At 65.8% G+C, this 17,868-nt stretch carries 17 protein-coding genes and 2 pseudogenes; 3 read left to right on the forward strand and 16 right to left on the reverse strand.

Annotation, left to right across the window (positions count from 1 at the left end):
- The 13 genes and pseudogenes from G372_RS14415 to ffh all read right to left on the reverse strand — a co-directional run.
- Positions 1-316: pseudogene (locus G372_RS14415) on the reverse strand (energy transducer TonB); the annotation flags it as partial.
- Between the two features lie 231 nt (positions 317-547).
- Positions 548-1,030, reverse strand: coding sequence for an FKBP-type peptidyl-prolyl cis-trans isomerase (locus G372_RS0102085; RefSeq protein ID WP_018865413.1), 483 nt, complete (start codon positions 1,028-1,030; stop codon positions 548-550).
- A gap of 114 nt (positions 1,031-1,144) precedes the next feature.
- On the reverse strand, positions 1,145-3,067 hold the full coding sequence (gene htpG, locus G372_RS0102090; protein WP_019624602.1) for a molecular chaperone HtpG: 1,923 nt from the start codon (positions 3,065-3,067) through the stop codon (positions 1,145-1,147).
- Positions 3,068-3,094: 27 nt separating this feature from the next.
- A pseudogene (rlmJ, locus tag G372_RS0102095) lies at positions 3,095-3,989 on the reverse strand (23S rRNA (adenine(2030)-N(6))-methyltransferase RlmJ); the annotation flags it as partial.
- Between the two features lie 116 nt (positions 3,990-4,105).
- Positions 4,106-4,789, reverse strand: a complete 684-nt coding sequence (gene soxX / locus G372_RS0102100) for a sulfur oxidation c-type cytochrome SoxX (RefSeq protein WP_018865410.1) — start codon at positions 4,787-4,789, stop codon at positions 4,106-4,108.
- Between the two features lie 257 nt (positions 4,790-5,046).
- Positions 5,047-5,736 (reverse strand): sulfur oxidation c-type cytochrome SoxX, encoded by a 690-nt coding sequence (gene soxX, locus G372_RS0102105; protein WP_018865409.1) that lies wholly within the window; start codon positions 5,734-5,736, stop codon positions 5,047-5,049.
- Between the two features lie 27 nt (positions 5,737-5,763).
- Complete coding sequence (gene soxA, locus G372_RS0102110; RefSeq protein ID WP_019624604.1) at positions 5,764-6,579, reverse strand: sulfur oxidation c-type cytochrome SoxA; 816 nt, start codon at positions 6,577-6,579, stop codon at positions 5,764-5,766.
- Positions 6,580-6,949: 370 nt separating this feature from the next.
- Positions 6,950-7,525, reverse strand: coding sequence for a methylated-DNA--[protein]-cysteine S-methyltransferase (locus G372_RS0102115; RefSeq protein ID WP_019624605.1), 576 nt, complete (start codon positions 7,523-7,525; stop codon positions 6,950-6,952).
- A complete protein-coding gene (gene rplS / locus G372_RS0102120; RefSeq protein WP_018865406.1) occupies positions 7,525-7,890 on the reverse strand; it encodes a 50S ribosomal protein L19 in 366 nt (121 codons plus the stop codon). Before rplS ends, G372_RS0102115 begins: the two co-directional genes overlap by 1 nt.
- Positions 7,891-7,899: 9 nt before the next feature.
- Entirely contained in the window at positions 7,900-8,667 is a 768-nt protein-coding gene (gene trmD / locus G372_RS0102125; RefSeq protein WP_019624606.1) for a tRNA (guanosine(37)-N1)-methyltransferase TrmD, read from the reverse strand.
- A gap of 8 nt (positions 8,668-8,675) precedes the next feature.
- Complete coding sequence (gene rimM, locus G372_RS0102130) at positions 8,676-9,185, reverse strand: ribosome maturation factor RimM (protein WP_018865404.1); 510 nt, start codon at positions 9,183-9,185, stop codon at positions 8,676-8,678.
- Between the two features lie 41 nt (positions 9,186-9,226).
- A complete protein-coding gene (gene rpsP, locus G372_RS0102135; protein ID WP_012981840.1) occupies positions 9,227-9,484 on the reverse strand; it encodes a 30S ribosomal protein S16 in 258 nt (85 codons plus the stop codon).
- 102 nt (positions 9,485-9,586) lie between these two features.
- A complete protein-coding gene (gene ffh, locus G372_RS0102140) occupies positions 9,587-10,975 on the reverse strand; it encodes a signal recognition particle protein (RefSeq protein ID WP_019624607.1) in 1,389 nt (462 codons plus the stop codon).
- Between the two features lie 164 nt (positions 10,976-11,139).
- Here ffh and G372_RS0102145 point away from each other — a divergent pair, with 164 nt between their 5' ends.
- From G372_RS0102145 to radA, 3 genes are all read left to right on the forward strand, one after another.
- Positions 11,140-11,940 (forward strand): cytochrome C assembly family protein, encoded by an 801-nt coding sequence (locus G372_RS0102145; RefSeq protein ID WP_018865402.1) that lies wholly within the window; start codon positions 11,140-11,142, stop codon positions 11,938-11,940.
- A gap of 99 nt (positions 11,941-12,039) precedes the next feature.
- Entirely contained in the window at positions 12,040-13,326 is a 1,287-nt protein-coding gene (locus G372_RS0102150) for an HlyC/CorC family transporter (protein WP_018865401.1), read from the forward strand.
- Positions 13,326-14,672 (forward strand): DNA repair protein RadA, encoded by a 1,347-nt coding sequence (gene radA, locus G372_RS0102155; protein WP_019624608.1) that lies wholly within the window; start codon positions 13,326-13,328, stop codon positions 14,670-14,672. Before G372_RS0102150 ends, radA begins: the two co-directional genes overlap by 1 nt.
- Before the next feature lie 711 nt (positions 14,673-15,383).
- Here radA and G372_RS0102160 read toward each other — a convergent pair.
- The 3 genes from G372_RS0102160 to G372_RS0102170 all read right to left on the reverse strand — a co-directional run bounded on the left by G372_RS0102160 (position 15,384) and on the right by G372_RS0102170 (position 17,750).
- A complete protein-coding gene (locus G372_RS0102160) occupies positions 15,384-15,989 on the reverse strand; it encodes a DUF3501 family protein (protein WP_019624609.1) in 606 nt (201 codons plus the stop codon).
- A 40-nt stretch (positions 15,990-16,029) separates the two neighbouring features.
- Positions 16,030-16,332 carry an encapsulin-associated ferritin-like protein gene (locus G372_RS0102165; RefSeq protein ID WP_019624610.1) on the reverse strand — a complete coding sequence of 101 codons (303 nt, stop codon included), beginning with the start codon at positions 16,330-16,332 and terminating at the stop codon, positions 16,030-16,032.
- A gap of 65 nt (positions 16,333-16,397) precedes the next feature.
- The gene (locus G372_RS0102170) at positions 16,398-17,750 is read right to left on the reverse strand and encodes a heterodisulfide reductase-related iron-sulfur binding cluster (RefSeq protein WP_019624611.1); all 1,353 of its coding nucleotides are present in this window, start codon (positions 17,748-17,750) and stop codon (positions 16,398-16,400) included.
- Between the last annotated feature and the right edge of the window lie 118 nt (positions 17,751-17,868).

A 17,868-nucleotide genomic window follows, 5' to 3' on the forward strand; every position in this document is an offset into this window, starting at 1 on the left:
GCTCTGGTTCCGGCTCTGGTTCCGGCTCTGGTTCCGGCTCTGGTTCCGGCTCTGGTTCCGGCTCTGGTTCCGGCTCTGGTTCCGGCTCTGGTTCCCCCGAGTCTTCGGCGAGCATGCCCTCGGGCCGAATTCTGTCAAGGTCGACCCAGTGGGCCTGCAGGCCACCACCGGCCCCGGACTCCATCAGCTCGGGCTCTTCGTCGTCGCGCACGAGCCAGAGCCCCCCCAGCACCGCACCGTGCAGCGCAACACTGACGGCCAGGCCCAGCGCGAGGGGGCGCAGGCGGCTGGCGGGACCTTGACGGGGTGGTTTCATGAGAGGCATTGGCGCGATCCGAACACCGCATTATTCGGCGCCCGACGTCCGTCTGCCAGCACTCCGCTTTTCCGCCCGTCGTTCAGCACGGACGCCACACTATAGCGAATGCGAATGGTTTGCAACACCATTTACTAAGAACGGGAACGATGATGCGCGGACACAAAAAAGGCCCCGGAGTCCGGGGCCCTTGAGGGTCCGCCCTGCGCAGGGCGAGGCATGCGGACGCGCTCAGTGCTGGTGACCGCCGACGCCGTGGGCGTGGCCATGCTCCAGCTCCTCGGCGGAGGCCTCGCGGACCTCGACCACCTCGACGTCGAAGTTGAGGTTCTCGCCGGCCAGCGGGTGATTGCCGTCCACGGTCGCGGTCTCGCCCTCGACCTTGGTCACGGTCACGGTCAGCGGGCCGTTCTGGGTCTGCGCCTGGAACTGCATGCCCGGCTGCACGGAATCCACGCCCTGGAACGCCTCCAGCGGGATCTCCTGCACCATGGCCTCGATCTTCTCGCCATAGCCCTCTTCCGGCGCCACCTTGGCCTGGACCTTGTCACCGGCGGCCTTGCCCTCGAGCTCGCGCTCGAGACCCGGCACCAACTGGCCATTCCCGTGCAGGTAGGCGAGCGGCTCGCGGCCCTCGGAGCTGTCGATGGTCTCGCCAGCATCGTTGGTCAGGGTGTAGTGGATGGACACCACGGCGTTTTGTGCAACTTGCATGGGCTTCGCCCTCTCGATTCATGAACCGCACAGGGTAACGCGCATGACCCCGTGACGTCAGGTCCACCCTTTTCCGGGGCGGTTTCCGGGGACTGAGCCTCGCCGGTGTCGGGCTCAGGCCTCTTGCAGCAGCAGGCGGTTCAGGCGCGAGACGAAACCGGATGGGTCCTCCAGCTGCCCGCCTTCCGCCAGCAGCGACTGGTCGAACAGCAGCGAAGCCAGATCCTTGAAGTCGTCCCCTTCGGCGGCGCGCAGACGCTCGACCAGCGGGTGCTTCGGGTTGATCTCGAGCACCGGCTTGCTGGAGAAGGTCTCCTGCCCGGCCTGCTTCAGCAGCTCCTGCAGATACAACGCCATCTCGTGCTCGCCGAGCACAATGCAGGCCGGCGAGTCGACCAGGCGCTTCGAGGCGCGCACGGAGTCGACGCGCTCGCCCAGCGCGGTCTGGATACGCTCCGGCAGGTCGCCCAGGTCCTGGTCGGCCTTCGCGCTGTCGTCCGCGGCATCCTCTGTCGCCGCCTCCTCGCCGATGATCTTGTCCAGATCGAGGTCACCCTTGGCGACATTCTTGATCGGCTTGCCATCGAACTCGCGCAGGTGCGACAGCAGCCACTCGTCGACCCGGTCGGACAGCAGCAGCACCTCGATACCGTGCTTGCGGAAGATCTCCAGGTGCGGGCTGTTGCGCGCCGCGCTGGCGTTGTCCGCGGTGATCACGTAAATCGCGTCCTGGCCGTCCTTCATCCGGCCGATGTAGTCGGCCAGCGAGACGTTCTGGGTGTCGTCGTCGTTGTGCGTGCTGGCGAAGCGCAGCAGGCCCGCGATCTGCTCGCGGTTGGCGTAGTCCTCGCCCGGACCCTCCTTCAGTACGCGGCCGAAGTTCTGCCAGATCTCGGCGTATTTCTCCGGCTCGTTCTTCGCAATGCCCTCCAGCAGGCCGAGGACCTTCTTGACCGATCCGGAGCGGATGGAGTCCACCAGGCGGTTGTCCTGGAGGATCTCGCGCGAGACGTTCAGGGGCAGATCGGCCGAGTCCACCACCCCGCGCACGAAGCGCAGGTAGCTGGGCAGCAGTTTCTCGGCGTCGTCCATGATGAACACGCGCTTCACGTACAGCTTGACGCCGTGGCGCGCGTCGCGGTCCCACAGGTCGAACGGGGCGCGCTTCGGGATGTAGAACAGCGTGGTGTACTCCTGGCGTCCCTCGACGTGGTTGTGGGTCCAGGCGGCCGGATCCTCGAAGTCGTGCGCGACGTGCTTGTAGAACTCGCGGTACTCGTCGTCGCTGATCTCGCTCTTCGGCCGGGTCCACAGGGCGCTGGCGCGGTTGACAGTCTCCCACTCGTCGGTGGGCTTGCCGTCGTCATCGGCCTTGCGCATGCGGATCGGGAACGCCACGTGGTCGGAGTAGCGGCTGATGATGTGACGCAGACGGAAGGGCTCGAGAAACTCGTCGGCATCCTCCTTGAGCGTCAGCGTGATCTCGGTCCCCGCCTCGGGGCGCTCGCAGTCAGCCAGGGTGTACTCGCCGTCGCCACGCGACTCCCAGCGGGTACCGGCCTCCTCGGGGGTACCCGCGCGACGCGTCTCGAGGCGGACGTGGTCGGCCACGATGAACGAAGAGTAGAACCCCACGCCGAACTGGCCGATCAGCTGCGAGTCCTTCTTCTGGTCGCCGGTCAGCTTCTCGAGGAAGGCCCTGGTACCGGAGCGCGCAATGGTCCCGATGTGTTCGACGACCTCGTCGCGCGACATGCCGATGCCGTTGTCGCGCACGGTGACGGTCCGGGCCTCCTTGTCTACCTCGACGTCGATCGCCAGCTCGGCCGGCTGCGGGATCGCATCAGGCTCGGCCAGTGCCTCGAAGCGCAGCTTGTCGCAGGCGTCGGCACCGTTGGAGATCAGTTCGCGCAGGAAGATCTCGCGGTTGGAATACAGCGAGTGGATCATCAGCTGCAGCAGCTGACTGACCTCGGTCTCGAAGCGGCGAGTCTCGGTATGGCCCTCGGCGGCCGAAGCGGTCTGCGTGTCCGTCATGGTCCTGTATGTCCTCTCGTGCGCTTGAATGGGTTCGACAGGACTCGACGTGGGGTCACCCGCGCCGATTTCAAGGGCCCTGCTCCCCGTACACCCCGCCGTGGCACTCGGGGTCGAGGACCGCGTGCACCCGCCCGAGCACCGCGGACAAACGCCTTCCCAGGGGCTCGGGCGGCCGAAGGAGCAGGACACCCGAGCCGGCCATGCCGCGGCCACCTCCAGCTTCCGGGCGGATGTGAAGTTCGCTCACAAGCCACGGGACCTCCAGTGCGGAGGTCAGCTCGGCGCGCAGGGACTGGTCGGGCCGACCGGGAACCACTGGATACCAGATCGCGACAATGGCTGTGCGCCACCGGGCACGCAGGATCCGCGCGACCCGCGCCACCTCCGCGTACTCGCCTTGGCTCTCATAGGGCGGATCCAGCAACGCCAGGCCGCGCTCGAGCGGCGGAGGGGCCAGGGCGTGCACTGCCGTAAGGGCATCGTACGAGTGCACGCGGCAGCGCGCATCACGGTTCAACGTCGCCCGCAGGCCTGCCCGGGCCGCAGCGCGCGGCTCGCTGGCGATCAGGGCATCCCGCTCTCGCAGGCTGGCCCGGATCAGTTCGGGTGACCCCGGGTAGTACCTTAACCGGGCCGGGTCCGGCTGCTTCGCCGCGACGGCACCGAGATAGCCCAGCAGGAGCGGGTCCGCCGCCATCTCCGAACGCGCCTCCCACAGGCGGCCAATTCCCTGCTGCCAGTCTCCGGTGGCCGAGGAACCCTCCCCGGTGAGGTCATAGCGGCCGACGCCGGCGTACAGATCCAGCGCCACGAACGGCTGGGTGTTCTCCCGCAAGGCGTCGAGAAGCGTCCACAACACGAGATGTTTGCGCACATCGGCAAAGTTGCCGGCATGGCGCGCATGTTGATAGCAGCTCATACGGCTCTCGGAACCTGCCGAACCCTGTCTCCCCATACAAAAGAGCCACCGCGAGTGCCCCGCGATGGCTCAAGGAGGGAAGGCCTTTACGACCCGCCCGCGACCGTGTGAACGGCTTACTGATTGACCGGCGAATCAGGGTGCAGCAGATAGGCCATCACGTGGCTGATCTGTTCCTCCGTCAGGAAGTTGCGCCCGAATCGCGGCATGTGAGTGCAGGGGAAATACTGATGCGGGTTGTTGATCACCTCGTGCACATAGTTCAGCACCGACTCGTCGGTACCCCTCTCGCGCCCGTAGTTCGCGAGACTCGGCCCGATCGTGCCATAGGTGGTCTCCGCCGGGTCCATCTGGTGGCATGCATAGCAGTTCGCACCCGGCTCCCGCGTACCGTGGTCGTCGTTGTTATGCCCAACGCGATAGCCATAACCAGAGCGGGCGAGTTCCGCTCCACGCCGCCAGTCACCCAGCTCCACCCCTCCATCCGGCCGCTCGTACGACGCACGCGCCGCTGCGACTACCTGACCTGCAGTCTCGTTGTCGGGAGAACCTTCGAGCGAACAGAGGGCCTGGATCTCGTCCTGCTGCATCCGCTCTCGCCCGGTGCCACCTTCCTGGACTTCCTGGTCCAGACGGAAGCTGTCGCTCTCGAGCACCAGGTGCTCGGCGAGTTCCTCGGGGCTCATCTGGGTGATGTCGACCTCGCGGTCCGAGGCGTCCTGAAAGAACTGGTCGCAACCCGCCAGCGCGGCAGAAGCCGACACGACCACCGCGGCGGTCAGCATTTTCTTGTTGAACATCCCTGAGCCTCCCCTCACGTCCGTCACAACCGATGGCTTTTCCAGCCCGTGCCGCATCGTCCCGCGACCCATCGGTTCCCCTGTTCAGCCCATATTGCGGCCCGGCAGGCGGCTTCTGGCGCAAGCCAGACCCGACAAATACCCGACCACAGAAATTCGTAAGGAAGCGGGTTGCCACGCGTCATGCGTGACAACCCGTTTTGCTGCCATGCTGCACCGGTCCCATCCGGGACCGGGCAGCTGTCGTGCGAAACGACTTACCGGTTGTTAACCGGGGACTCCGGATCGAGCAGGTAGGCCATGATGTGGCTGATCTGCTCTTCGGTCAGCAGCCCCTGGAAGCGCGGCATTTCACCGCAGGGGAAGTACTGATGCGGGTTGGAGATCACCTGATGCACGTACTGACGGATCTCCTGGCTGTCGCCACGCTGCGCCCCGTAGTTCTCGAGGTTCGGGCCGATGGTGCCCTGCACCGAGACGCTCGAATCCATCACGTGGCAGTTGTAGCAGTTGCCACCCGGCTCGCGGGTACCGTGGTCATCGATATTGTGGCCGATGCGGTAGCCGTAGCCGGAATCCGCCAGCTCGGCACCCTTGCGCCAGTCACCCAGCTCGATATCGCCTTCCGGCGCTTCGTACTGCTCGCGCGCGAGCGCCACGACCTTGCCGGCGACCTCGCCATCCAGATCGTTGCGGGTGTTGTCGAACGAGCAGGCCTTCTGGATCTCGTCCTGGGTCATGCGGTCGGCCCAGGTACCGCCTTCCTGCATTTCCTGGTCACGCCAGCTGCCGGTCTCGAAGATGAGATGTTCGGCCAGCTCATCGGCGCTCATGGCCGTGATATCCACGTCATCCGCCTTGTTGCCGTCGGCGACGGCACAGCCGGCAGCCAGGGCGACGGATGCAAATGCGGCCACACCGGCCGCAACAGTGTTTTTATTAAACATACTTGATGTCTCCTATTGCGTCCGTAGTTACCGCTTCAGATCGGGCAGGATGGCCGGTTCGCCACGCGCCGCGTCATTCCAGTAGGAGATCAGCGCGGTGTTCACCGGGGTGTCCGGCAGGATACCGGCATGACGCATCTGCCAGAGGCAGCCACGGATACGGTGGTTCTGGCTGCGGACGTTATCCTGTCCCGCACGGTGGGCCGGCCAGGAGACCGCCTTGGTCCACTCCTGCGAGTTGCGCATCTCCGGCAGCACGGACGCGCGGATCTGCTTGCCAGACTGGCCGTGGCAGGACGCGCAGTTGAAGTCCATCGCGCCACCGCGGCGGAAGAACAGCACCTCGCCGGCGTCACGCATCGCCTGCTCTTCCGGATGATCCAGCGGGAGGTCCCACTCGTAGCCGGAGGACTGGTGCGCGATGTAGGTGGTCAGCCGCATGATGTCCGAGCCGGAACCATGGCGCTGCGAGACAGCGGAGTCATCTTCGGTGAAGCCCTGGATCTCCTTCATGCAGTGCACCAGGCGCTGCTCGAAGTCCATGACCTTGCCGACGTCGTCAAAGTAGCGCGGCAGGCGAACGTAGGCGCCTTCCAGGACACCCTCGCCCTTGCCGAAGTCGCAGGCCTCCAGCGAGACATTGTTCGGACCACGCTCCTTGTAGAACAGCTCTTCGCCGTCATCCAGCAGGTACAGGGCGGGGTTGTCCGGCATCATCATGATGTTCATTTCACTCTGATGCAGGTACTTCGAATCGGGCTGCGCCTCGAGCAGCTTCTGCAGAACGTCGTTCGGGTCCTGCCATTCTGCCTGGGCCGCGGTACCCGCAACCCCGACTGCCATTGCTACGGGCAACGCAAGCAATGCTTTCTTGAACATGGAAACCTCCATCACACGGTTTTTTCGATACGGTCCGTGGCCGGGGCGGCCCGGACCTGAGTAGCAGAGTGCTGAACCGGGGTCCGTGCTGTCAACACAAAAAGCTATATTAGCGTTTTCTAACAGTCTGTTTTTCAAGGATTCTCGGCGGCCAGCACCGTTTGGCAGACGCGGCATGCGGGAAATCTATTCCGTCGTGTGGTGGACTTTTTTGCGCATCGAGGGGGACACCCGAAGCGCGGCTGGCCCAAGGCGCTCGGCAAGTCATTGAACAACTGGAGGGAAGCGCACCGAATGGCGGGGCAGAGGGGCGCAGCAAAGAAAAAAGGCGATCCTAGTCGAACTGTAGGACGCCTTCGTGAACGAGCAAAGCCCGCTTCACCTCGGCCAGCGGGCCATCCTGGTCGCCCGCGTAGCCGCCAATGTCGCGCGCACCCCTGTAGCGCGCGGACACGACACGATGGCAGGGAATGAACAGGGGCCAGGGGTTGGCCCGACAGGCCTGCCCCACGGCACGCGGGGCCGACCCGATCTCGGCGGCGATCTGCGCATAGGTACGCACCTCGCCTACCGGGATCGCCGAGAGTGCCGCCCAGACGCGGCGGGCATGTTCGGTGCCCGGAGGAACCGCCGACGTTGCCCGCCATTGCAGCGGGTCGCTTGCGTAGTCGGCGGGATCGAAGGCGGGCGGGCAACGATCGGCTGCCGGAATATCCCGCAACGGCGCGAGGTCGGATTCGTCGCCGGGACGCTGCCAGCCGCAGGCCAGCAGATCACCCTGCCCGGACTCCAGCCACACAAAAGCCAGCGCGACTCCCGGCAGGAGGCAGCGCTGGCTTCGCAAGGCCGATTCGGCCGACAACGGAAAACCGGGCGGGCGCGAGCGGAGCTGCGCGGCCACCCGGGTCATCAGGCGCCGTTCCGGTTCGCCTTGATGTCTTCCTTGATACGCGCGGCCTTGCCGGTACGATCGCGCAGATAGTACAGCTTGGCCCGACGCACCTTGCCGCGCCGCTTCACCTTGATCTCGGCAATCTGCGGGCTGTGGGTCTGGAAGGTCCGCTCCACACCATTGCCGTAGGAGACCTTGCGCAGCGTAAACGCCGAGTTGAGGCCACGGCTGCGCTTGCCGATCACCACACCCTCGAAGGCCTGCAGGCGTTCACGCTCGCCTTCACGCACCTTCACCTGCACCACCAGGGTGTCGCCCGGGCCAAAGTCCGGCACGTCGGACTTCATCTGTTCGGCTTCCAGTTCCTGAATCACGCTGTTCATCGTTCGACCTCAATCATCGCTTTCGGTGTGCGGACCGCCTTTCCGGCGTTCCACACGGTATTCGTCCAACAGGGCCAGATCTTCGACCCCGAGCTCTTCACGCGCCAGAAGATCCGGCCGCCGCTCCCAGGTGCGCCCCAGCGCCTCGCGCCGTCGCCAGCGCCGGATCGCGCCATGGTCGCCACCCAGCAGCACCGATGGCACCGCGCGCCCCGCCGCGACCTCCGGCCGCGTGTAGTGCGGGCAGTCGAGCAGGCCCTCGCTGAACGAGTCCTGCCCGGCGGAATCCGCGTGCCCGAGCACACCCGGGAGCAGGCGCGCACAGGCATCGATCACCACCATCGCGCCCAGCTCGCCACCGGACAGGACATAGTCGCCCAGCGACCATTCCTCGTCGACCTGCGCCTCGATGAAGCGCTCGTCGATGCCCTCGTAGCGGCCGCACACCAGCGCCACCCGCGGCTTCCTGACCAGCTCTCGCAGCATGGCCTGCCGGATCGGCCGCCCCTGCGGGGTCAGGGCAATCACATGCAAGGGTGCCGTGGCATCGGCCCGCGCCGCCTCCAGCGCGGACGCCAGCGGCCCATACTGCATGACCATGCCGGGGCCGCCACCGTAGGGACGATCATCCACCGCTTGGTGGAAACCGGCACCCCAGTCACGCGGGTTCCAGGTCTCCAGCACGAGTCGGCCCTGCTGCACCGCCCGCCCGGTCACCCCGGATTCGCCCACCGCCGTCACCAGCTCCGGAAACAGCGTGACGATATCGAAGCGCATCGTCCGCCTCAGAATTCCGGATCCCAGTCGACCCGCAACCGCCGGGCCTCCAGGTCCACATCCAGAATGTACTGGCCCCGTACCCACGGGATCAGGCGTTCACGCTCGCCGCGCACGACCAGCACATCATTGGCGCCGGTCTCCATGAATCCGGAGATGCGCCCGAGTGCGGTCCCGTCCTGGTGCTCGACCTCCATGCCCAGCAGGTCGGCCCAGTAGTACTCGCCGTCCTCGGCGGGCGGGAGCCAGTCGCGCTCAATCGCAAGCTCGGCGCCCATCAGGCCGTAGGCCGCCTCGCGATCCGCGGTCTCGGCAAATTTCATCACGACGCCGGGCCCGTGGGCCCGGCCCGCTTCGACCTCCGCCAGCCGCCAGTCGGCGCCGGAACGCAACCACAACCGGGGGAAGTCGGCAATCGCGGCGCGCGGCTCGGTCTCGGAAAAGATCCGGACCCAGCCCTTCACGCCGTACACCCCGGAGACGCGCCCGACGCGGATGCGTTCACCCGCCTCGCTCATCACCGGGGTTCGGACTACGCGTAATCAGCGAGCCAACGGCCTCAGGCCGCGGCTTGCTGCTTGCGGTAGCCCTTGACCAGATGGTTCACGCGCTCGGACATGCCGGCGCCGTGACCCAGCCAGTAGTCCACGCGCTCCAGATCGATGCGCAGCGGCTCTTCCTGACCGCGGGCGACCGGGTTGAAGAAACCGATCTGTTCCTTGTAACCGCTGTCCCGACGCTTGCGCGAATCGGTGACGACGATCGAGTAGAACGGGCGCTTCTTGGCGCCGCGGCGTAGCAGGCGAATCGTAACCATATGTTGTGTAGAACCCCGTTTGAGTCCGTTTTCTCGAGAAAACGCGCGATTATAACGAATCCCGCCGCCAGCACAAGGTGCCGGGGCGGGGCCGGCCTCTGGCTAGCGGAACGGCATGCCCCCGCCGGGGCCACCCATTCCCCCCATGCCGCCGAGTTTTCCACCCAGGGCGCGCATCATCTTCGACGCGCCACCCTTGGAGAATTTCTTCATCGCCTTGCTCATCTGCGCGTGCTGCTTGAGCAGGCGATTCACGTCCTGGATCTGGGTGCCGGAGCCGGCGGCGATCCGGCGCTTGCGCGACCCCTTGATAACGTCCGGGTGGCGCCGCTCGTGTTCGGTCATCGACGAGATCACCGCCATCATGCGACCGATCTCCTTGTCGTTGGCCTGGTTCTTCACCCCGTCGGGCAGCTTGCCGCCCCCGGGGAGCTTTTCCAGCATCGAGCTGATCCCGCCCATCTTCTGCATCTGGCCGAGCTGCTCGCGCAGGTCGTTCAGGTCGAAGCCGCGCCCCTTCTTCAGCTTGCGCGTGAGCTTGGCCGCCTTGTCCTGGTCGACCTGACGGCTGGCCTCCTCGACCAGCGACAGGACATCGCCCTTGCCGAGGATGCGCGAGGCAATGCGTTCGGGATGGAACGGCTCCAGCGCATCCGGGCGCTCGCCCATGCCGATGAACTTGATCGGAACCCCGGTGATCTGGCGCACCGACAGCGCGGCACCGCCACGGGCGTCCCCGTCGGCCTTGGTGAGCACCACACCGGTCAGCGGCAGGGCCTCGCCGAAGGCGCGCGCGGTGTTCGCCGCGTCCTGGCCGGTCATGGAATCGACCACGAACAGGGTCTCGATCGGGTCGATCGCCTGGTGCAGGGCCTTCACCTCGGCCATCATGTCTTCGTCGACATGCAGCCGGCCGGCGGTGTCCACCAGCAGCACCTCGACACCCTCGCGCCGCGCCCGAGTGACCGCTTCCTCGGCGATGGCCTCGGGCTTCTGGCTGGTGTCGCTGGGATAGAAGGTGACACCGACCTGCCCGGCCAGCGTTTCCAGCTGCTGGATCGCGGCAGGCCGGTAGACGTCGCAGCTCACCACGGCGACTTTTTTCTTCTCGCGTTCCCGCAACAGGCGCGCGAGCTTGCCGATACTGGTGGTCTTGCCCGCGCCCTGCAGACCGGCCACCAGCACCACGGCCGGCGGCTGCACGGCGAGATCCAGCGAGGCATTTTCCCCGCCCATGGTCGCGACCAGCTCGTCGTGGACGACCTTGATCAGGGCCTGCCCCGGGGTGAGGCTCCCGACGACCTCCTTGCCCAGCGCCTTTTCCTTGACGTCCTTGATGAACTCGCGCACGACAGGCAGGGCCACGTCGGCCTCCAGCAGCGCCATGCGCACCTCGCGCAGGGCATCCCGGATATTGTCCTCGGTGAGCCGCGCCTGACCCTTCAGGCGCTTCATCGTCTCCTGCAGGCGGCTGGAAAGGCCGTCGAACATCGTCTGTCCTCGTCTCGATCGGGCCCCGGCCATCGCCGGGAAAGACCGGACAGTATAGCGGCCCCGCCCATCCGCCTGCACGTCCCCGCCAGCATTACGGGATTGCCGGCACAGGACATCCCCGAATGTGCATTCAGACGCGCGAGCGGGGATAATCGCCCCCCATGACCACCGTTGCCGGATTGCTTGCCGTAGCCCTGTATCTCGCCACCACGGGGTACCTCATTGTCGCCACCCGCAGCCAGCCCCTGGCCGCCGGACAGCCGCGCGCGCCCCTGGTGCTGTGGCTGACCGCCCTGGTTGTGCATCTGGCCGCGCTGATCCCGCTGGTGGTAACCGAGGCCGGTCTGAACCTGTGCCTGGGCAATGCCCTGTCCGCCTCGCTATGGCTGGTGGCGGCCCTGCTCTGGCTGACCGCCCTGCGCCACCCGCTGGCGGTACTGGGTGTGGTGATCCTGCCGCTCACCGCACTGGCCGCGCTGGGCGCGCTGCTGTGCGAAGACGGCACTCGCTACGCGACCTCCGCCGGGATCGATGTACACATCCTGTTCTCGGCACTCGGCTGGGCCTTCCTCGCGCTCTCGACGGCCCAGGCTGCGGTGATGGCTACGCAACACCGTGCGCTGCACAACCACCACACCTCCGGGATCGTGCGCTTCCTGCCACCACTATTCTCGATGGAGATCTGGCTGTTCCGCATGATCTTCATCGGCTGGCTGTTCCTCGGACTCAGTCTGCTCTCGGGCTTCGTCTTCGTGGATGACCTGTTCGCGCAGCACCTGGTGCACAAGACCATCCTGTCCTTGCTGGCCTGGGGGATCTTCTCCATCCTGCTACTTGGCCGCTGGCGCCTCGGCTGGCGCGGGACACGCGCCCTCGCATGGACCACAGGCGGCTTCGTAGTGCTGGTGCTGGCCTATTTCGGCTCCAAGCTCGTGCTGGAGGTCATCCTCGGGCGGATCTGAAGCCGCGGAGAGGGCTTGACACCCCTGCAACGCTTGCCTGAAATGAACCAGACGCCCACCACGGCGCGACCACCCCATCCCTGACCCGCAGGCCGCCTCTTGCAAGAGATCCCGCTCTCCTTCCTGTTCGGCGCCCTGATCGTACTGTTCCTGCTGTCGGCGTTCTTCTCCGGCTCGGAGACCGCACTGATGGCGCTCAACCGCTATCGCATGCGCCACCGTGCCCAGACCGGACATCGAACGGCCGCTATCGCTGCGCGTCTCCTGGAGCGCCCGGACCGCCTCATCGGGCTGATCCTGCTGGGCAACAATTTCGTCAACATCCTGATTGCCCAGATCGCCACCTTTATCGGCTGGCGTCTGTTCGGGGATACCGGGGTCGCCATCGCCACCGGTGTACTCACCCTGACCCTGCTGATCTTTGCCGAGACCGCGCCCAAGACCCTGGCCGCATTGCACAGCGAACGTGTCGCCTACCCGGCAGCCTGGGTCTATGCCGGCCTGCTGAAGGTGCTGTGGCCTGTGGTCTGGATGATCAACGTCCTCGCCAACGGTGTGCTGCGACTGTTCGGGGTGCATATGACGCCCGGCCAGCGCTCGGCCCTGAATACCGACGAGCTGCGCAGCGTGGTCTCCGAGGCAGGCGCCCTGATCCCGGCCAACCACCAGCGCATGCTGCTGAACCTGCTGGAGCTTGAACGCACCACGGTCGAGGACATCATGATCCCGCGCAACGAGATCGTGGTGCTGGACCTGAACGAGCCCTGGAACGAAGTCCTCGAGCAACTGGTGCATGGCAGCTTCACGCGCCTGCCAGTCGTCGAGGGCGAGCTGGACCACATTGTCGGATTCCTGCACCGACGCGATGCCCTGCCCCTGATCGAGCGCGACGAGTTTGGTCCCGATGATCTGCGCCAGATCCTGAGCCCGCCCTACTTCATCCCAGAAGGCACCGCGCTGAATCGTCAGCTAATCAACTTCCAGCAGCAGAAAAAGCGTATCGGCCTGGTGGTGGACGAGTACGGCGATATCGAAGGCCTGATCACCCTGGAGGACCTGCTGGAAGAGATCGTCGGCGAGTTCACCACCGACTCCCCGGCCATGAGCGACGACGTGCTGCGCCAGGACGATGGCTCGGCGATGGTCGATGGCGGCATCCACCTGCGCGAGCTCAACCGCTCGCTGGGCCTGGAGCTCCCGGTGGACGGCCCCAAGACCCTGAGCGGGCTGATCGTCGAATACCTCGAGAGCATTCCCGAGGCGCCGGTCAGCGTACGCATCAACGGCGTGGTGATGGACATCGTGCAGATCAAGAACAACACCATCCGCACCGTGCGCGTGGTCGCCCCCGACCTGCCCGCCACACCGGACGACAAGGAAGCCTGATGGCGAAGGCGAAGACCCAGCACGTATGCCGGGAATGCGGCGCGGTGAGCCCCAAGTGGGCGGGCCAGTGCGGCGACTGCGGCGCCTGGAACACCCTGGAGGAGGCCGTGCCGGCCACCCCGTCCGGACCGCGCGGCGGCTACGCGGGCGAGGTCGCCGGCATGACCCGGCTGGGCGAGGTGGAGGCCGGCGAAGTCCCACGGACCGGCACCGGCCTGTCGGAGCTGGACCGTGCCCTGGGCGGCGGACTGGTACACGGTTCGGTCGTGCTGCTGGGTGGCGACCCGGGTATCGGCAAGTCCACCCTGCTGCTGCAGACCCTGGCCATGCTGCCCGTCGACGACACGCTCTACGTGACCGGCGAGGAATCCGCCCAGCAGATCAGCATGCGCGCGCGGCGCCTGGGGCTCGCGGTCGACGGGCTGCGCCTGCTGACCGAGACCCAGGTGGAAAACGTGATCGCCACCTGCGAACGCGAACGCCCGCGCGTGCTGGTGATCGACTCCATCCAGACGCTGTACACCGCCGCACTGCAGTCCGCCCCCGGCTCGGTCGGGCAGGTGCGCGAGAGTGCCGCCGCCCTGGTGCGCCTGGCCAAGCAGCGCGGCATCACCGTGATCTTGGTGGGCCACGTGACCAAGGACGGCCAACTGGCCGGACCGCGCGTGCTCGAGCACATGGTCGACACGGTGCTGTATTTCGAAGGCGACCCGGACGGGCGCTACCGCATGCTGCGCGCGGTGAAGAACCGCTTCGGCGCGGTCAACGAGCTGGGCGTGTTCGCGATGCTGGAAAACGGCCTGAAGGCCGTATCCAATCCTTCCGCCATCTTCCTGTCCCGGCATCAGGGCCCGGTGCCCGGCTCCGTGGTCATGGTCACCCGTGAGGGCACCCGGCCACTGCTGGTGGAGGTGCAGGCCCTGGTCTCCGAGAGTCATGCCCCGCAACCGCGGCGCATCACCGTGGGGCTGGAGCAGAACCGCCTGACCATGCTGCTGGCCGTACTGCACCGCCACGGCGGCGTGGCACTGTTCGACCAGGATGTATTCATCAACGTGGTCGGCGGCGTGCGCGTAACGGAGACCGCAGCCGACCTGCCGATGCTCGCCGCCGCGCTGTCGAGCTTTCGCGACCGGCCGCTGCCGCAGGAGATGCTGGCCTTTGGCGAGGTCGGGCTGGCCGGCGAGATCCGGCCGGTGCCGAACGGCGAGGAGCGCCTGCGCGAGGCCGCCAAGCACGGCTACACCCGAGCGATCGCGCCGGCGGCCAATGCGCCGCGCAAGCCCATCAAGGGCATGGAAGTCGTCGCAGTCTCGCGCCTTTCGGAGGTCCTCGACGCCCTTTAGCGCCCGGCCCCGCCGCCTCTTGTGGCTGGGCCTAGTCCACGCGCTGGAGTTTACGGTGGCTTCGTCCGGCCGCCTGCCAGGCGCTGTCTCGGCAGCGCGCCCCGCCAGTTGTTAATCGAAAACGGGCGGTATTCGAGCACCCGCTACAAGCCCGAGCTGTAGGGTGCGTTGAGCGCAGCGAAACGCACCATGCCAACGTCGGGGCAACCCTGATGCGATTCGCTGCGCTCATCAGCATCCTACGATGGGCTCCGCCGGCGCCCGCTCGCGGGCGCGGCACGCCAGGGCCGAAGGCCGCGCGTGCCCAGGATGTTGGAACACCCAGCCTCCATCTACTGGCACGAACGTCAAGCCAGCCGTTGTCTTGACCTTCATCCCCCGTATGAAGCCCCTTGCGGAAGGGTCCTCGGGACGGAGGAGAGGCGCTGACTGTCTGAGCGAAGCGCAGCGCAGCGAGTTTCAGCGCCGCCGGCCCGAGGACCCTGGAGCAAGGTTCCCGGGCGGAATCCGGGTGCCCTTCTTTGGGTACTTTCTTGGGCAAGCAAGAAAGTACCTCGCTGCGCGCTGGCGAGACAGCGCATGGCAGGCGGCCGGACGAAGGCACGTAAACTCCAGAGGACGAACCAGGCCCAGCCTGAACAGCCGCGGCAAAAGCCGGAAACGAAAAAGGCGCCCGGAGGCGCCTTTGGTGAAGCGGGCAAAAAGGCCGCTTCAGTTGACGGTGTCGAGGTCGGAGGCGAGGGACTCGCGCGTGCCCTCGGGGACGGCGTCCAACCGGTGGCTGTAGTTCTCGTGCTCCACCCCCATGGCAATGGCCGCACCGGATTTCGCGGCGGAGACCATCTCCGGGGTCAGTTCGAAGCGCAGGAAGTGGACCGACGAGGTCTTGTCATCGGTTTCCCGATCCAGGTCCTCGTTGGCGATCGGATAGACCTTGTCGTGGCCTTCGACCTGCACATAGGTCTTGCGCTCGATCCCGATCAGTTTGGACAGCTGCACCTTGCGCTCGTCCACGTCCGGGTACTCGACCATCATGGTCGCCTTCCAGTTGGAACCGTCCGGGATCAGCGGGTTGTAGGCGTCCAGCTCGTCCTGGATGCCCTCGGCATCGAAGATCTTCTCGACCCGCAGCATCTCCTGGATCTGGTACTGCATGGTCTTGCGATCCTCGAAGTGCAGGGTCACGGCCGGCCCCACCTGCACCACGCGGTTGCGCTTGTGCTGCATGACCTCGTTGCGAAACTGGGGCCGCACCTCGTGGTACTTCTCCAGCGAATACAGGTCTTCTCGACTCAGTTTGTCCACACTTGCCTCCATCTCGATACCTCCGTCACGTCGGACTGGTCCGCAGGACCCCTCAATGGTCGTGGTCTCCCATCTTTGTGTAGTCCTTGTCGGACCAGAGGTTGTCTTTCAGTTCGTGGTCGAACACCGGGTTATGGCGACGGATCCACTCCAGCACCATCGCCGCGTGTTCGATCTCCTCGTCGCGGTTGTGCGCGAGGATCGCCTTCAGTTCCTCGTCCTTGCAGGCATCGATGCGCTGCTGGTACCAGTCCACCGCCTCAAGCTCTTCCATCAGCGAGACGATGGCGCGATGCATCTCGCGCGACTCGTCACTCAGTTCCCCGACGGGTTCGTGGTAGCTGTCACTGGCCATGTCTTGTCTCCATCCGCGATCGCCCCGGCGGGCGCACGTCGTGTTCTGTTGGCAACAAACCGGCGCTACAGGCCGTAGGCCTGGCGCAGCAGGGTCAGCGGGTGTTCGGGCGCCTTGTCCTCGCCCTTGCCCTGCAGTCCGTTCTCGATCATGTGCCCGGCCATCGGGCAATCGCTTGAATAGTGATCGGACTCGGCTTTCTGCACCCGGTTCACCACCGGGCGGCAGATCTTGGCCGCAGTCTCGTAGAACTCGCTCTTCACGCCGTAGGTACCGTCGTGCCCGGAGCAGCGTTCGATCACGTCGATCTCGGTATCCGGCACGAGCTTCAGCAGGTCACGAGTCTTCAGCCCCATGTTCTGCACCCGCAGGTGACAGGCCGCGTGGTAGGCGATCTTGCCCAGCTTCTCGGGGAAGTCGGTGTTCAGCCTGCCTTCCTTGTGCCGCTCCATCAGGTACTCGAACGGATCGAAGATGCGGTCCCGTACCGCGATCACGTCGGCGTCGTCCGGGAACATCAGCGGCAGCTCCTGCTTGTACATCAGCACGCAGGACGGGACCGGGGCGACGATGTCGTAGCCCTGATCGATCATGCGCTTCATCGCCGGGATGTTCGCATCCTTCGCGGACTCCACGGCCTTCAGGTCGCCCAGCTCGAGCTTGGGCATGCCGCAGCACTGCTCTTTCTCGACCAGCGTCACCTCGATGCCGTTGTGTTCGAAGACCTTGACCAGGTCCTCGACCAGGTGCGGCTCGTTGTAGTTGCCGTAGCAGGTGGCGTAGAGGGCGACCTTGCCCTGGGTGGCGCCGGCCGGCTCCGGGTTGCTCACACCCTGGGCGACCTTGGCCAGGCGCGAGCGGCCCTTGCTCGAGTGGTACTCGGGGACCGGAGCGTCCGGGTGCACCCCCATGGTCTTGTCCAGCAGCTTGCGCACCGCACCGTTCTTGTTCGCGGCGTTGACCGCACCGGCCACGACCGGGATGCCCGCCAGCTTGCCGACCGTGTCGGTGCTGGACATGAATTTGTGCGAGGCCTTCGCGCCCTCGTTCTGGAAACGGAAGGCCTTGGCCCGCAGCATCAGGTGCGGGAAATCGACGTTCCATTCGTGCGGGGGCACATACGGGCACTTGGTCAGGTAGCACAGATCGCACAGGTAGCAGTGATCGACCACCTTCCAGTAGTCCTTCCTGTCGACGCCGTCGACCTCCATGGTCTCCGACTCGTCGACCAGATCGAACAGCGTGGGGAAGGAGTTGCAAAGGCTGACGCAGCGCCGGCAGCCATGACAGATGTCGTAGACCCGCTCCAGCTCGGCGAACAACGATTCCTCGTCGTAGAACTCGGGGTTCTTCCAGTCCAGCGGATGACGGGTCGGGGCTTCCAGACTTCCTTCACGTTGGTGCGTCGGCGCAGACATGCATCCCTCCGGTGTCCGTATCAGTGACGATGCTTCGAGGGAAACACGGAACAACATGCGAACGCAGCCGTCGGGCTGACTTCACAGGCTGTTCCGTACCTCCCGGAAACGGGACCGG

The sequence above is a fragment of the Thioalkalivibrio thiocyanoxidans ARh2 genome (genome assembly GCF_000385215.1).
Taxonomy (GTDB): Bacteria; Pseudomonadota; Gammaproteobacteria; order Ectothiorhodospirales; family Ectothiorhodospiraceae; genus Thioalkalivibrio; species Thioalkalivibrio thiocyanoxidans.

Excerpts from the sequence above, each read along its gene's own strand:
- G372_RS0102085 (WP_018865413.1), bottom strand. The coding sequence starts at position 1,030 with ATGCAAGTTGCACAAAACGCCGTGGTGTCCATCCACTACACCCTGACC.
- htpG (WP_019624602.1), bottom strand. The coding sequence starts at position 3,067 with ATGACGGACACGCAGACCGCTTCGGCCGCCGAGGGCCATACCGAGACT.
- soxX (WP_018865410.1), bottom strand. The coding sequence starts at position 4,789 with ATGTTCAACAAGAAAATGCTGACCGCCGCGGTGGTCGTGTCGGCTTCT.
- soxX (WP_018865409.1), bottom strand. The coding sequence starts at position 5,736 with ATGTTTAATAAAAACACTGTTGCGGCCGGTGTGGCCGCATTTGCATCC.
- soxA (WP_019624604.1), bottom strand. The coding sequence starts at position 6,579 with ATGGCAGTCGGGGTTGCGGGTACCGCGGCCCAGGCAGAATGGCAGGAC.
- G372_RS0102115 (WP_019624605.1), bottom strand. The coding sequence starts at position 7,525 with ATGACCCGGGTGGCCGCGCAGCTCCGCTCGCGCCCGCCCGGTTTTCCG.
- rplS (WP_018865406.1), bottom strand. The coding sequence starts at position 7,890 with ATGAACAGCGTGATTCAGGAACTGGAAGCCGAACAGATGAAGTCCGAC.
- trmD (WP_019624606.1), bottom strand. The coding sequence starts at position 8,667 with ATGCGCTTCGATATCGTCACGCTGTTTCCGGAGCTGGTGACGGCGGTG.
- rimM (WP_018865404.1), bottom strand. The coding sequence starts at position 9,185 with ATGAGCGAGGCGGGTGAACGCATCCGCGTCGGGCGCGTCTCCGGGGTG.
- rpsP (WP_012981840.1), bottom strand. The coding sequence starts at position 9,484 with ATGGTTACGATTCGCCTGCTACGCCGCGGCGCCAAGAAGCGCCCGTTC.
- ffh (WP_019624607.1), bottom strand. The coding sequence starts at position 10,975 with ATGTTCGACGGCCTTTCCAGCCGCCTGCAGGAGACGATGAAGCGCCTG.
- G372_RS0102145 (WP_018865402.1), top strand. The coding sequence starts at position 11,140 with ATGACCACCGTTGCCGGATTGCTTGCCGTAGCCCTGTATCTCGCCACC.
- radA (WP_019624608.1), top strand. The coding sequence starts at position 13,326 with ATGGCGAAGGCGAAGACCCAGCACGTATGCCGGGAATGCGGCGCGGTG.
- G372_RS0102160 (WP_019624609.1), bottom strand. The coding sequence starts at position 15,989 with ATGGAGGCAAGTGTGGACAAACTGAGTCGAGAAGACCTGTATTCGCTG.
- G372_RS0102165 (WP_019624610.1), bottom strand. The coding sequence starts at position 16,332 with ATGGCCAGTGACAGCTACCACGAACCCGTCGGGGAACTGAGTGACGAG.
- G372_RS0102170 (WP_019624611.1), bottom strand. The coding sequence starts at position 17,750 with ATGTCTGCGCCGACGCACCAACGTGAAGGAAGTCTGGAAGCCCCGACC.